Genomic DNA, 13499 nt, shown 5'->3' on the forward strand with positions numbered 1-13499 from the left:
GATACGGTCGGTGGATGACGACCCCCATTCAGGGGGCCACAGCGCCCCCGAAGACGCACAGGATCACCCCGACGAGGGTTTCGTCGCGCAAGACTTCAGCCATGAGCAGGCGGGCTTCGAGAAGGGCCTGAAGCCGCGCCAGCTGCAGATGATCGCCATCGGCGGCGCCATCGGCACCGGCCTCTTCCTCGGAGCGGGCGGTCGCCTCGCCTCGTCGGGGCCGGCACTCGCCATCGTGTTCGCGATCTGCGGTGTCTTCGCCTTCTTCATCCTGCGTGCCCTCGGCGAGCTCGTGCTGCACCGCCCGTCGTCCGGGTCGTTCGTGTCGTACGCGCGCGAGTTCTTCGGCGAGAAGTTCGCCTATGCCGCCGGCTGGATGTACTTCTTGAACTGGGCGATGACGGCCATCGTCGACACGACGGCCGTCGCGCTCTACCTGCAGTACTGGAGCGCCTTCACCTCCGCGCCCGGCTGGCTGCTCGCCCTCTGCGCCCTCGTCGTCGTCCTCGCCGTAAACCTCCTGGCCGTCAAGGTGTTCGGCGAACTCGAATTCTGGTTCGCCCTCGTCAAGGTCACGGCGCTCGTCGTCTTCCTGATCATCGGGATCGTCTGGCTGGCGTTCGCCTTCCCCGTGCACCACGACGGGCAGCTGGTGCACACCGGCTGGGCGGTCATCGCGTCGAGCGGGATCCTGCCGAAGGGCCTTCTTCCCGCCGTCATCGTCGTGCAGGGCGTCGTGTTCGCCTACGCGGCCATCGAGCTCGTCGGCACGGCGTCGGGAGAGACGCAGAACCCGGAGAAGGTGGTGCCCCGGGCCATCAACACGGTGATCCTGCGCATCGCGGTCTTCTACGTCGGGTCGCTCGTGCTCCTGTCGCTGCTCTTGCCCTACACGGCCTACAAAGCGGGCACGAGCCCCTTCGTCACCTTCTTCTCGAGCCTCGGCAGCCCGCAGGTCGGTGACGTCGTCGGGTCGCTCATGAACTTCGTCGTGCTGACGGCCGCCCTGTCGAGCCTCAACGCGGGCCTCTTCTCGACGGGCCGAGTGCTGCACTCGATGGGTATGAACGGGTCGGCGCCGAAGTTCACGACCGTCATGTCGAAGGGCGGCGTGCCCTACGGCGGCATCCTGCTGACCAGCGCCATCACCCTGCTCGGCGTGGTGCTGAACGCCATCGTGGGGGCCGGCACCGCGTTCGAGATCGTGCTGAACGTCGCGTCTCTCGGCATCCTGACCGCGTGGGGCACCATCATCCTGTGCCAGATGCGTCTGCGTCAGTGGGCGAAACAGGGCAAGGCCAAAGAGCCGAAGTTCAGGATGCCCGGAGCACCGGTCACCTCGTGGCTCACCCTGGCCTTTTTGGTCGCCGTGCTCGTGCTGATGGCCATCGACTGGCCGATCGGCAGCTTCACCGTGATGTCGCTCGTCATCATCGTCCCGCTGCTGATCGTCGGCTGGTTCTTGCAGCGCGACCGCATCCTCGAGGCCGCGAAGATCCGGGAAAGCCTCACCGGCCCGTTCCCCGTCACCGGGCGCGATGCCCGGCAGCAGGCTCCCCGCGACGGGCGCTAGTCGCCCCAGGCTGCGCGGTGCGTCACGCTGATCTCGACGTAGTGCTCGGCGTTGGCGCGGATCTTCGCCTTCTCGGCGTCGGTCAGCGGTCGGCGCACCTTGCCGGGCACACCGGCGACGAGCGACCCGGGCGGGATCACGGTGTCTTCGAGCACGACGGTGCCGGCGGCGATCAGCGACTCCCGGCCGATCACGGCGCGGTTGAGCACAGTGGCCGACATCCCGATGAGGCAGTCGTCTTCGATGGTGCAGCCGTGCAGCACGGCGTTGTGGCCGACGCTGACCCCCTCGCCGATAGTGGTCGGCGACCCGACGTCGCAGTGCACCGACACGTTGTCCTGCAGATTGCTGCGGGCGCCCAGCGTGATCGTGTCGGTGTCGGCACGAACGATGGCGCCGTAGAAGACGCTGGCGCGGTCGCCGACCACGGCCCTGCCGATGACGGTGGCCGATGGGGCGAGCCATGCGGTGGGCTCGATGAGCGGGGCGTCGTCGCCCAGGGTGAGAAGAACCATGGCTCCACCCTGGCACCGTGCGTACAGTTCAGGTATGAGCCTCGACACCGCATCGCTCGGCAACATCCCTCTCACCACCCTGCGCGGTGAACACACCACCTTCGGCGCCTTCAGCGACAAGGTGGTGCTCGTCGTCAACGTCGCCTCGCGCTGCGGCCTCGCGCCCCAGTACGAGAAGCTCGAAGCCCTGCAGAAGAAGTACGGCGATCGCGGCTTCACCGTCGTCGGCTTCCCCAGCAACCAGTTCTTACAGGAGCTCTCGACGGCCGACAAGATCGAGGAGTACTGCTCGGCGACCTGGGGCGTGACCTTCCCGATGATGGAGAAGGTCAAGGTCAACGGTTCGTCGGCGCACCCGCTCTACAAAGAGCTCAAGCAGACGCCGGACGCCAACGGCAAGGCCGGCCGTGTCACCTGGAACTTCGAGAAGTTCGTCGTGCTGCCCGGCGGCGACGTGCACCGCTTCCGCCCGAAGACCGAGCCCGACGCTCCCGAGATCGTCGCCCTGATCGAGTCGGCCCTCCAGTAGCCTCGCCCGTCCTCCCCCGCGGCCCCCTCCCCGTTTTACCTATCGGTAGGCGTTTGCCGCACAGATATTTCTGTGCGGCAGCGGCTTACCTATAGGTAAAACGGAGGCGGGGGCGGGCTGACGGCGGCGAGGCTCAGCGCCACCACGAGTCGGCGGGCGAGACCGGGAGGCTGCGCTTGTGCTGGGTGGCGGCGTAGCGCGCCTCGAGCGCCTCGGCCACCGTGTCGTCGACGTCGTGCCCTTCCAGGTAGTCGTCGATCTGCGAGTACGACAGGCCGAGGTTGTCTTCGTCGGTCTGGCCGGGGTTGTCGTCGAGCAGGTCGGCCGTCGGCGCCTTGAGGTAGAGGCGCTCGGGTGCGCCGAGGTGCTCGAGCAGGGCTCGGCCCTGGCGCTTCGAGAGGCCCGAGAGCGGCAGGATGTCAGCGCCGCCGTCGCCGAACTTCGTGAAGAACCCGGTGATCGCCTCGGCCGCGTGGTCGGTGCCGACCACGAGCAGGCCGTTCTGGCCGCCGACCGCGTACTGCGCGATCATCCTCGACCGTGCCTTGACGTTGCCCTTGTTGAAGTCGGTGATCGGGCCACCGGTCGCCCGCACGTACTCGTCGGCGAAGCCGTCGACGGCCTGCTTGATGTCGAAGGTGAGCGAGTGCTTCGGGGCGATGAACTCGAGCGCCAGGATCGCGTCCTCCTCGTCGGCCTGGACCGCGTGCGGCAGGCGCATGGCCACGAAGTCGATGTCCACGCCGTCTGCTGCGAGCCGTTCGACGGCGAGCTGGCAGAGGCGCCCGGCGAGCGACGAGTCCTGGCCGCCCGAGATGCCCAGCACGAGCCCCTTGGCGCCCGTCTCCCGCAGATAGTCGGCGAGGAAGGACACCCGCGTCTCGACCTCGGCGCTCGCGTCGATGGTGGGGCGGACGGCTAGCTCTTCGATGATTCGTGCCTGTGCTGGTCTCATCCCGTCACGCTATCGCCCGCCGCCGGTGACGGCGCTGCCGGACACGACTATCTCGACATCGAGATAAACTGACCGTGATGACCACCCCGGACGACGACTTCTCGCTGCGGAAGATAGCTCTCGGCGCATTCGGCCCTTCGGTGCTCTACGGCTTCTCGCAAGGCGCCCTCCTGCCGATCATCGCCATCAGCGCCATCGACCGCGGGGCGAACGAGGCCACCGCATCGCTCATCGTCGCCGCTCTCGGCCTCGGCTCGCTCGTCACCAACATCCCCTCGGGCATCATCTGCACCCGGTTCGGCGAGCGACGCGCCATGATCGGGGCGTCGGCCCTGAGCGCCCTGGGCCTCACCCTGTGCATCCTGCCGTTCGGGCTGATCGTGTTCACCCTCGGCATCCTGCTCGTCGGGGCCGCCAGCTCGGTGTTCATCCTGGCGCGCCAGTCGTACCTGACAACGGCCGTGCCCCACCACATGCGTGCCCGCGCCCTGTCGACGCTCGGCGGGTCGCAACGCATCGGCGTCTTCATCGGGCCGTTCGTCGGCGCTGCCGCCATCGGCCTGGGCGGGCTGGACGCCGCCTACGCCGTGTCGCTCGTCACGATCATCGGCGCGGGGCTCATCGCGTACATCGTGCCCGACCTCGTCGAAGACCGACAGGTCGTCGCGGGGGCGCCGAAGGCCACCACGATCGGGATGATCAAGACGTACTGGCGGGTGTTCGTCACGCTCGGCATCGGGATCCTGCTGTTGTCGTCGATCCGCTCGACCCGGCAGGTCGTGATCCCGCTCTGGGCGCACCACATCGGGCTGAACCCGACCGACTCGTCGATCATCTACGGCATCGCGGGCATCATCGACGCCTCCGTCTTCTACCCGGCCGGCTATGTGATGGACCGCTTCGGACGCAAGTGGATCGCGCTGCCCTGCGTGCTCGTGATGGGCGTCGCGTTCCTGCTGATGCCACTGACCCACGGCGCCCTGACGCTCACCCTCGTGAGCGTGATGATGGGGCTCGGCAACGGCATCGGGTCCGGCATCGTGCAGACCCTCGGCTCCGATCTGTCGCCTGCGGTCGGCCGGCCCACCTTCCTCGGCCTGTGGCGCGAACTGTCGGACGGCGGCTCGTTCGTCGGGCCGGCGATCCTCTCTCTCGTCACCGGCATCGCCACGCTCGCCGCCGGCGTCGTCGTCTCGGGGCTCGTCGGCTTCGCCGCGGCCGGCGCACTGGCGAAGTGGATCCCGAAGCACAACCGACGCGACGAGACCGTCAGTCGGCAGTAGGACTGTCTCCGCCGTCGCGACGACGCAGGACGTGGGTCAGCGGACCGACGAGGAACAGCACGAAAAGCGCGTACAGGTTGATCGTCGGGAAGAGCACTGCGATGACGAGAGCCAGCGCCAGCAGGATCACGAACGCGATCGCGGGTGCGAGCGACAGGTCTTTCACCTCGTCGGCGTCCGACAGAGTCGAATCGTGGATCAGGATCCAGTCCATGGCAGCGGCCGCGCCCGTGATCACGATCATCGTGCCGATGTAGAGCGCCGAGATCGACGGCTGGCCGTCCGAGCCCGACAGCACATTGGCCGCGAAGGGCAAGAACACGATGCCCGCCAGCCAGACGAAGTTGGCGAACACCAGTGCGCGGCTGTAGCTGTGAACGTATTCGAACAGCCCGTGGTGAACGAGCCAGAACCTCCCGATCACCGCGAAGCTGACGACGAAGCTGATCAGCAGCCCGCGATTGTCATACAAGACCGTGCCGAGGGTCTCGTGCCTGGCCTCGCCGGCGACATCGACCAGCGGCAGGATCAGCAGGGTGATTGCGATCGCGACAGTCGCGTCCGAGAAGTTGACGAGCCGATCGAGGCCGCGCTCGGTCCGGATCCGTGCCACGCTCAGTCCGTCCGAGCCAGGCGCGCGGGCTTGTGCCCGACCGCGAAGATGCGCCGGAAGGGGTACACGGTGCCGAACCGTCCGGGCGGATAGGCCTCCCGCAGGCGACGCGCGTAGTCCGCTTCGAAGTCGGCCGCGTCAGCCGGCGCGAGCGCTGCCAGCAGGGGCCGGAGTGCCGTGCCGCGAACCCACTCGAGCACGGGATCCTGCCCCTGCAGCACGTGCTCGTACGTGGTCTCCCACGCGTTCGCCTCGAAGCCGGCCTCGAGCATCGTCTCTAGGTAGCCGGACGCGGGCACGACGGTCTCTTCGGGGCGGATGACAGGCGCGAGGGCCGAGATCCAGCGCTCCTCCCCCGCAAGTCGCCGCAGGATGCGGTGCGACTCGTTCGTCGCCGACCCCGGCACCTGCATCGCGAACCAGCCGTCGGCCGGAAGCGCTGCGAGCCACCCGGGCAGCAGATCGCGGTGCGTCGGCACCCACTGCAGGGCCGCGTTGCTGACGATCACGTCGTCCTCGGCTCCGGGGGTCCACTGCGCGATGTCGCCTCGCTCGAAACGGAGGTTCGGGGGCAGGTCGGTCTGAGCGCGCGCCGCGTCGATCATGTCGGGCGAGGAGTCGAGGCCGACCACCTCGGCATCCGGCCAGCGCTCGGCCAGGCTGCGCGTCAGCGACCCAGGCCCGCACCCCAGGTCGACGACCCGTCGCGGCCCGGCGCCGGTCTGCGAGCCGCGGACGCGAGCGGTCAGGTCGAAGAACGGGGTCGAGCGGTTCTCGGTGAAGAGGTCGTACTGAGTGGGGCTCCAGCGCATGGGTCTCGTGGGCACGGTCACGCCGCCGGCAGCGGCTCGACGACGACAGCGGTGCCGTACGCGCACATCTCGGTGTAGTTGCCGATCGCGTTCGCGTCGAAGCGCATCGCCAGGATGGCGTTCGCACCGCGCGCCTGGGCCTCCCCCGCCATGCGGTTCATCACCTCGATGCGGCTGTCGTGCATGGTCCGGGTGTATTCCGGGAGCTCGCCGCCGCCTATCGCACGGAAGCCTGCGGCGATCCCCGAGCCGAAGTTGAGGGCGCGCACGGTGAGGCCCATGACCTCGCCGAGCACGTTCGTGACCCGGTGGCCCGGCAGGTCGTTGGTGGTGACGATGATCATGCAGCAATCGTGGCACGCCGGGCGAAACCCGCACTCGCAAAAATCCTGCGGTTCGTGTAATCTTGCGTTGTTGCAAAATTGCGGAGGCGCAACGAGGCTGCCTCGGCCCTCGGGCCGCGCCTCGCGACTGCATCCACTGGCCCCCAGCACCACAGCCGACCTCGAATCTCCTCGAAGGACCCCTATGTCGAATGCCTCCGCTCCCGCCCGGGAGCAACGCGGCGCAGCAACCGCCGCGACCGATCGCAAGCCCATCATGTCGCACAAGCAGATCTTGCTTGTCATCTACGGCCTCATGGCCGGTATGTTCCTCTCCGCCCTCGACCAGACGGTCGTCGGCACCGCGATCCGCACCATCGGCGACGACCTGCACGGTCTGAACCAGCAGGCATGGGTCACCACGGCCTACTTGATCGCCTCGACGATCACGACACCCATCTACGGCAAGCTCTCCGACCTCTTCGGCCGTCGCCCGCTGTACATCTTCGGCATCAGCGTCTTCATCCTCGGCTCGCTGCTCTCGTCGTTCTCGACCTCGATGATCATGCTCGCCGCGTTCCGCGGCTTCCAGGGCATCGGCGCCGGCGCGCTCATGTCGCTGCCGCTCGCCATCATGGGCGACATCCTGGCACCTCGCGAGCGGGCGAAGTACCAGGGCTACTTCTTGGCGGTCTTCGGCATCTCGTCGGTCATCGGCCCCCTGATCGGCGGCCTGTTCGCCGGTGCGAGCCAGGTGCTGTTCATCTCCGGGTGGCGCTGGGTCTTCCTCATCAACGTGCCGATCGGCATCGCGGCGCTTCTCATGGTCATCGCCTTCCTCCACCTGCCGAAGTTCGGCGCGAAGCGCAAGCCGCGCATCGACTGGTTCGGCGCCACGGCCGTGATCGTGACTCTGCTCCCACTTCTGCTCGTCGCAGAACAGGGTGGCACCTGGGGCTGGACCTCGGCGTCGGCCATCGCCTGCTATGTGATCGGCGTCGTCGGCCTCATCGGCTTCCTGGTCGTCGAGACCCTGATGAAGGACGACGCCATCATCCCGCTGAAGCTCTTCCGCTCGAAGGTCTTCTCGATGGCGACCCTGCTCGGCTTCCTCGTCGGCTTCGCGATGTTCGGCGCGCTCCTCACGATCCCGCTCTACCTGCAGATCGTCACCGGCCTCTCGCCGACTGCGTCCGGCTTCGCCACGCTGCCGATGATCGGCGGTCTGATGATCGCCTCGATCGCCTCCGGCCAGATCGTGTCACGCACCGGCCGGTACCGGATCTTCCCCGTGATCGGCACCGCGTTCACCGCAGCGGGCTTCTTGGTCCTGACCTTCATGACGATCGACAAGCCGCTCTGGTTCCTCATGATCGGCATGTTCCTCATCGGCCTCGGCCTCGGCCAGCTGATGCAGACCATCACCCTGGCCAGCCAGAACTCGGTCGCCCCGCGCGACATGGGCGTGGCCACCGCATCGTCGACCTTCTTCCGCCAGATCGGAGGAACGCTCGGCACGGCGGTCCTGCTCTCGGTGCTGTTCTCGCTGCTGCCCGGCAACATCTCGACGGCGACCGCGAACAAGGCCGATCTGACGAGCGCCCTCGACGCGGCCCTCAACCCGACCGTCGCGACGGCGTCCAACAACCAGGGCGTCATGAAGCAGATCTGGAACCCGATCGTCACCCCGATCGAGAAGAACGTCCAGGCCGGCCTCGACAAGGCGACTGCGCAGGTCACCTCGTCGGTGCCCGCCGCCGAGCAGCCCGCCGCCCTCCAGGCGGCTGCGACGAAGGCCAACGCCAGCGTCGTGAACGGCAAACTCGAGGTCGACTACAAGAACGCCTCGCAGCGCTCAGCGGTGGTCAAGGAGGTCGCACCTCAGATCATCAACCAGATCGGCAAGGGCTCCTCGTCCTCCAGCGCCTCGGCGACGACGAGCGACACCAGTGACACGTCCTTCCTGAAGGGTGCTGACACTCGCCTGACGAAGCCGTTCCTCACCGGGTTCAACGCCTCGGCCGTCACGATCTACTGGGTCGGCCTCGGCGTCATCCTGCTGGCCTTCGTGCTCAGCTGGTTCTTCAAGGTGCCGCCGCTGCGCAAGTCGTCGGCTCTGCAGGAGCAGGCCGACAACGACAGCAATGGCGAGTCGGAAGAAGACATGGAGCTCGCCGCAGCTCGTGCCGGCGTGGACGTCTGACCCGTCCGCGAGACGACGAAGGCCCCGTTGCACCTCGGTGCGGCGGGGCCTTCGTCGTCCGGGGCGACGCCTCAGTCGCCCAGCCCCGCGACGACCGCCTTCGTGGCGTCGGCCAGCAGCGCGTCGTCGGACGAGGCGCCACTCGTGTGCCGGTCGCTCAGGATCGAGACGACGACAGTGTCGCCGTCGGGTAGCCAGGCCACGCCCACGTCGTTGCGCGTGCCCCAGCCGCCGTTGCCCGTCTTGTCGCCGACCGTCCAATCGGCCGGTACCCCCGCCCGGATGTAGGGCCCACCCGTGGTGTTGCCGCGCATCAGGGCGGCCAGTCGCTCTCGGCGTGCGGGCGTCAGGGCGGCGCCGAGCACGAATGCCCGGAGGTCGGTGCCGATGGCCGCCGCTGTCGTGGTGTCGCGCGGGTCCCCGGGTGTCGCGGTATTGACGTCGGGCTCGGTGCGATCGACGTTCGTGGTGGTGTCGCCCAGCCCGCGCAGAGCCGACTGCAGGCCCTGCGGGCCGCCGAGCTGCTCGAGCATCAGGTTCGCCGCTGTGTTGTCGCTGTATTGAAGGGCGGCGGCGATGATGTCGCCGAGGCTCATGCCGGTGGAGAGGTGCTGCTCGGTGATCGGCGAGTAGTCGACCAGGTCGGCAGCCGTGTAGTGAATCGTCTGCGACAGCTGCGCGCCGGTGTCGCGACGCAGCAGCACGCCCGCCGCGAGAGCCTTGTAGGTCGAGGCGAAGGCGAAGCGCCTGTCAGCGTCGAAGTCGACGGTGCGGCCCGTGCGCGTGTCGACGGCGTGCACACCGAGGTCGGCGCCGTACCTCGACTCGAGCGCGCGGAAGGCCGCTGCGGTGCGCGCGGCGCCCGCCGTCGAGGGCGTGGAGCTCGATGAGGCGGCCCGAGAGGCGCCCGCAGTCGAGGTCGCTCCGGCGTGGTCGGCGGTGGATGCACACCCGCCGATGAAGTTCGCGACGAGGAGGGCCGTGCCGGCGCCCGCGATGATCCGTTGGGAAGGTTTCATGCCCTCAGAGTCGCCGCTCCGACTCATGCGATCAAAGCCAGGATCGCGCCGACCGATGCTGTTTCGGCATGACCCTGCGTCATCGCGCGCGGAGTCGGTCCCGCATCGAACGGGCCACCGAGGCCATCAGGGCCTCAGCTGCCGGCTGCGACGCCGCCGCGACACCGGAGCGCGTCAGGGCGGCCACGGCGTATCGCGCACCGTCTCGGTGCTCGACCACGCCCACCTCATGCCGCAGGTTGAGCAGCGTGCCCGTCTTCGAGGCCCACGTCGACGCATCCGAGGCGAAATCGGGCGCGAGGCGCCAGCGGACGACATTGCTCGCCATCAGCTCGCGCACCCGGGCGGCCACCGGCTCGGCGATTGCCGTCGGCATCCACAGGGCCTGCACCAGGTCGATGAGAGCGCGAGCCGAGCCGCTGTTGGCGACCGACACGTCGAGCTGCGGCAGCCGATGCCCGTTCGGTGACGAGTCGGCACCGATCGCCAGATCGTAGGCGAGCGCCGCGTCGTCGGCGTCGAGCCGCTCGAGGGGCGTCTCGACGAACGCGTGCGCCGTATGACGCACCGCGATGCCGGCGACGCCGATACGGGCGAGCTCGGCCGCGACCATGTCCGGAGGGGTCAGCTCGAACAGCACGTCCGAGGCGGAGCCGTCGCTCACCGCGACCGTGAGATAAACGAGATCGTCGAGAGCGACGCGAGCGGGGTGGCGAAAGCGACTGATGCCCATCGGGCCGGGTGTCGTGATCCTGCCGGGGTCGACGTCATAGAGAGCCGCGCCGTCGAGCTCACCCCGCGCGATCCGGCCCACGGTCGCGATCGCGAGCGGCAGCTTCACCAGGGACGCGATGGGCACGGTCTCGTCGGCGTCGATGCCGAGCTCCTCTCCCGTGTCGAGATCCCGCACCAGGAACGATCCGCTGAGACCGCCGGCCTCGAGCTGGTCGCGCAGTCGTCGCGCGAAGGCGTCGTCGGTCAGCACTCGGCAGCCGCCCCCAGGCAGCGGCCGATCTCGTCGCGCAGCAGGTCGCGCAGCCGAGTCGCATCGGCGGCGGACTCGGCGCGGAGGTCGTAACCGCGGGTCAGCTCGATCTCGCCGATCGGCCGCCAGTGCAGGTCGAGCTCGTCGGCCTGCCGCTCGGAGCAGAGCAGGAGATCGTGCGAGCCGAGCACCGCCGCCGCGCCCGTCATGAGCGACCCGGTCGCCACCTGAGCCGGCGCGAGGCCGAGAGAGTCGGCCAGCCGTGCCACGCGATCCTGCACGTGCGCGGTGGCGTCTTCGGGCTGGAGCCAGAGGCGTCGGCCCGTGAGAGCCCCCTCAGCGTCGGACGAGTCGAGAGAGGCGAGACGACGTCCCAGCCGGAGCGTGTCCAGGTAGACCGTGTCGGCGTCGGGGCGCACCGAGGACGCCACGCCCAGCGGCACCCGCCAGACGGCCTCCGTCTCGGGCACGGCGACGAGCGCTGCCCAGCCATCGCGCGCCGAGACCCGCTGGCGTCGATCGGCCGGCGGCAGTGCTCGAGTCTCGAGCAGGATGCCGTCGCGGCGGGCCGCGTGCACCAACCGGGCGAGGTCGAAGACGGTGCAGACCTCGGGTACGGCGAGGCGAAGCGGGCTCGCCTTCGAGCGGGCGGCGTCGACCTCGAACGCTTCGGCCGAGTCGACGAGACGCTTCGCCGACGGCAGGATCGAGCGGCCGAACGGGGTCAGCGTCGCCTGCCGCGAGGTGCGGTCGAGCAGCGGGGCACCGAGGTGCTCTTCGAGCGACATGATGCGGCGGCTGGCGACCGACTGCGGGATGCGGATAGCGGCGGCGCCGAGCGTGACGCTGCCGCGCTCCGACGCGCTCACGAATGCTCGGCATGCTCCGATGAGGTCCACGGGGTGGAGGGTACAGGGTGCGGGTGACGCGCCGGGTGTCGGTGGGCCGGCGTAGCGTGCCGACATGACCGATGCCAGTGCAGTCCAGCCGTTCGACGAGACCGCCTCCGACGAGGCCCTCGACGATCTGAGGCGGCGCCTCGTCGCCACCCGGTGGCCGGACGACCCGGCCGATGCGGGCTGGTCGCTCGGCACCGACGTCGACTACCTGCGCGACCTCGTCGCCTACTGGGCGGATGGGTTCGACTGGCGGGCTCAAGAGGCGACACTGTCTCGGCTGCCACGGTTCCGCAGCACCGTCGACGGGCTGAGCATCCACTTCGTGCATGCCCGAGCGGTGGCCGGCAGCGACCGCGCCGTGCCTCTCCTCCTGAATCACGGCTGGCCTGACTCCTTCTGGCGCTTCACCAAGGTGATCGACCTGCTCACCGACCCGGCGGCGCACGGCGGCGACCCGGCCGACGCGTTCGACGTGGTCGTGCCGGACATGCCGGGCTACGGCTACTCCGAGACGCCGGCCGGCGCGGCCCTCGACTCGAAAGCCGTCGCAGCACTCTGGGCCGCGCTGATGAGCAGGCTGGGCTACGAGTCGTTCGTCACTGCGGGCGGCGACATCGGCAGCGGGGTCAGCCGCTACCTCGCCCTCGACTTCCCTTCGCAGGTGAGGGCGGTGCACCGGACGGACGCCGGGGTGCCGGCCCCCGACCAGGACACCTCGCTTTTGACGGCGCCCGAGCGACGGTGGCTCGACGAGTCCGCTCACTGGACGGCGACTGAGGGTGCGTACAACGCCATGCACCGGACGAAGCCGCAGACGGCCGCCTTCGGGCTGACCGACTCGCCGGTGGGCCTCGCCGCGTGGATCATCGAGAAGCTGCGGTCGTGGAGCGAGCGCGGGCTCGACGCCTACGCGCGCGACGAGATCCTGACGCTGGTGACGATGTACTGGCTGACCGGCACGATCGGCTCGTCGATGCGGATGTACAACGCCAACGCCGCGATTCCGGCCGCCGAGCAGAAGAGGTTCGTCGAAGTACCGTCGGGCTTCACTGTCTTTCCCGGCGAGATCACCCACCCGCCGCGCGAGTGGATGGAGCGCGTCGCCAACACCGTGCGGGTCACGGAAGCGCCTCGAGGCGGGCACTTCGCGGCGTTCGAAGAGCCGGAGGTGTACGTCGACGAGCTGCGGGAGTTCTTCCGGCCCTTCCGGGGCTGACCGGCCGACTGTGGGCGACGGGTCAGGCGCGCGGCTGCAGGTCGTAGGTGACCCAGGGGGTCGCCGTGGCGTGGGCGTCGTAGACGCGACGGGCGGTGGCGTTGTCGGCGGCCGTGATCCAGCGCACGATGCTGAGACGCTCCGCGGCGGCGATGGCCGCGGCACGCTCGAGCAGGGCCCCGCCGGAGCCTGTGCCGCGGGCCTCGGGGGCCGTGAAGAGGTCGTCGAGGTAGAGCCCGATCGTGGCCGACGACGGCCGCGCGAACGTGCGCAGGTTCGCCAGCGCGATCAGCGAGCCGTCGTCCGCCTCCACGACGAGCCCACGGAGGCCGTGCAGCCGGCCCGACACCCAGGCCCAGGTCGTGGCCACGGCGAGGTCGTCGTCGGGCAGTCGGTAGAACGCACGGTAGCCGCGGTACAGCACCGCCCACGCTGCCTCGTCGGCCGCCTCGACTTCTCTCACCCGGTGCGCTGCGCTCGTCGTCATTCCTTCACCCTAGGGGCCTCGGGCGCCTCTGACGGGGCGGGCGTACGGTGTGCCGGAGGCGCCACCAGACGGCGCCCCACGACCGAT

General features: G+C 69.1%; 14 protein-coding genes. 5 read left to right on the plus strand and 9 right to left on the minus strand.

Annotated features, from left to right (window positions below; genetic code table 11):
- The first annotated feature begins 10 nt into the window (after positions 1–10).
- Positions 11–1573 carry an amino acid permease gene (locus AX769_RS15750; protein ID WP_066281212.1) on the plus strand — a complete coding sequence of 521 codons (1563 nt, stop codon included), beginning with the start codon at positions 11–13 and terminating at the stop codon, positions 1571–1573.
- Here AX769_RS15750 and AX769_RS15755 read toward each other — a convergent pair.
- Complete coding sequence (locus AX769_RS15755; RefSeq protein ID WP_066281213.1) at positions 1570–2088, minus strand: gamma carbonic anhydrase family protein; 519 nt, start codon at positions 2086–2088, stop codon at positions 1570–1572. The two genes, AX769_RS15750 and AX769_RS15755, sit on opposite strands and share 4 nt — an antisense overlap.
- A 34-nt stretch (positions 2089–2122) precedes the next feature.
- On the opposite strand from AX769_RS15755, the gene AX769_RS15760 reads away from it, so the two are divergent.
- Positions 2123–2617, plus strand: a complete 495-nt coding sequence (locus AX769_RS15760) for a glutathione peroxidase (RefSeq protein ID WP_066281214.1) — start codon at positions 2123–2125, stop codon at positions 2615–2617.
- A 133-nt stretch (positions 2618–2750) separates the two neighbouring features.
- On the opposite strand, the gene nadE is transcribed toward AX769_RS15760, so the two are convergent.
- Positions 2751–3572 (minus strand): ammonia-dependent NAD(+) synthetase, encoded by an 822-nt coding sequence (gene nadE, locus AX769_RS15765; protein ID WP_066281217.1) that lies wholly within the window; start codon positions 3570–3572, stop codon positions 2751–2753.
- Positions 3573–3649: 77 nt separating this feature from the next.
- Here nadE and AX769_RS15770 point away from each other — a divergent pair, with 77 nt between their 5' ends.
- On the plus strand, positions 3650–4855 hold the full coding sequence (locus tag AX769_RS15770; protein ID WP_066281218.1) for an MFS transporter: 1206 nt from the start codon (positions 3650–3652) through the stop codon (positions 4853–4855).
- Here the strand turns inward: AX769_RS15770 and AX769_RS15775 are convergent.
- The 3 genes from AX769_RS15775 to AX769_RS15785 are packed head-to-tail and all read right to left on the minus strand — an operon-like array spanning position 4842 to position 6624.
- Entirely contained in the window at positions 4842–5468 is a 627-nt protein-coding gene (locus AX769_RS15775; RefSeq protein WP_066281221.1) for a TMEM175 family protein, read from the minus strand. The two genes, AX769_RS15770 and AX769_RS15775, sit on opposite strands and share 14 nt — an antisense overlap.
- A gap of 2 nt (positions 5469–5470) precedes the next feature.
- Positions 5471–6295, minus strand: a complete 825-nt coding sequence (locus AX769_RS15780; protein WP_369824036.1) for a methyltransferase domain-containing protein — start codon at positions 6293–6295, stop codon at positions 5471–5473.
- A 2-nt stretch (positions 6296–6297) separates the two neighbouring features.
- Positions 6298–6624: a YbjQ family protein gene (locus AX769_RS15785; RefSeq protein ID WP_066281230.1), complete on the minus strand. Its 327-nt coding sequence runs from the start codon at positions 6622–6624 to the stop codon at positions 6298–6300.
- Positions 6625–6808: 184 nt separating this feature from the next.
- Here AX769_RS15785 and AX769_RS15790 point away from each other — a divergent pair, with 184 nt between their 5' ends.
- A complete protein-coding gene (locus tag AX769_RS15790) occupies positions 6809–8806 on the plus strand; it encodes an MDR family MFS transporter (protein WP_066281232.1) in 1998 nt (665 codons plus the stop codon).
- A 71-nt stretch (positions 8807–8877) separates the two neighbouring features.
- Here the strand turns inward: AX769_RS15790 and bla are convergent, their stop codons facing one another.
- From bla to AX769_RS15805, 3 genes are all read right to left on the minus strand, one after another.
- Positions 8878–9825 (minus strand): class A beta-lactamase, encoded by a 948-nt coding sequence (bla, locus tag AX769_RS15795; protein WP_066281234.1) that lies wholly within the window; start codon positions 9823–9825, stop codon positions 8878–8880.
- A 79-nt stretch (positions 9826–9904) separates the two neighbouring features.
- Complete coding sequence (locus AX769_RS15800; RefSeq protein ID WP_239451817.1) at positions 9905–10810, minus strand: serine hydrolase; 906 nt, start codon at positions 10808–10810, stop codon at positions 9905–9907.
- On the minus strand, positions 10804–11709 hold the full coding sequence (locus tag AX769_RS15805; RefSeq protein ID WP_066281239.1) for a LysR family transcriptional regulator: 906 nt from the start codon (positions 11707–11709) through the stop codon (positions 10804–10806). Before AX769_RS15805 ends, AX769_RS15800 begins: the two co-directional genes overlap by 7 nt.
- Positions 11710–11773: 64 nt before the next feature.
- Between AX769_RS15805 and AX769_RS15810 the strand changes: the two genes are divergently transcribed.
- Positions 11774–12925 carry an epoxide hydrolase family protein gene (locus AX769_RS15810; RefSeq protein WP_066281241.1) on the plus strand — a complete coding sequence of 384 codons (1152 nt, stop codon included), beginning with the start codon at positions 11774–11776 and terminating at the stop codon, positions 12923–12925.
- A gap of 22 nt (positions 12926–12947) precedes the next feature.
- On the opposite strand, the gene AX769_RS15815 is transcribed toward AX769_RS15810, so the two are convergent.
- The gene (locus AX769_RS15815; protein ID WP_066281244.1) at positions 12948–13412 is read right to left on the minus strand and encodes a GNAT family N-acetyltransferase; all 465 of its coding nucleotides are present in this window, start codon (positions 13410–13412) and stop codon (positions 12948–12950) included.
- Positions 13413–13499 lie beyond the last annotated feature (87 nt).

Origin of the sequence: Frondihabitans sp. PAMC 28766 (assembly GCF_001577365.1) — a bacterium.
Taxonomy (GTDB): Bacteria; Actinomycetota; Actinomycetes; order Actinomycetales; family Microbacteriaceae; genus Frondihabitans.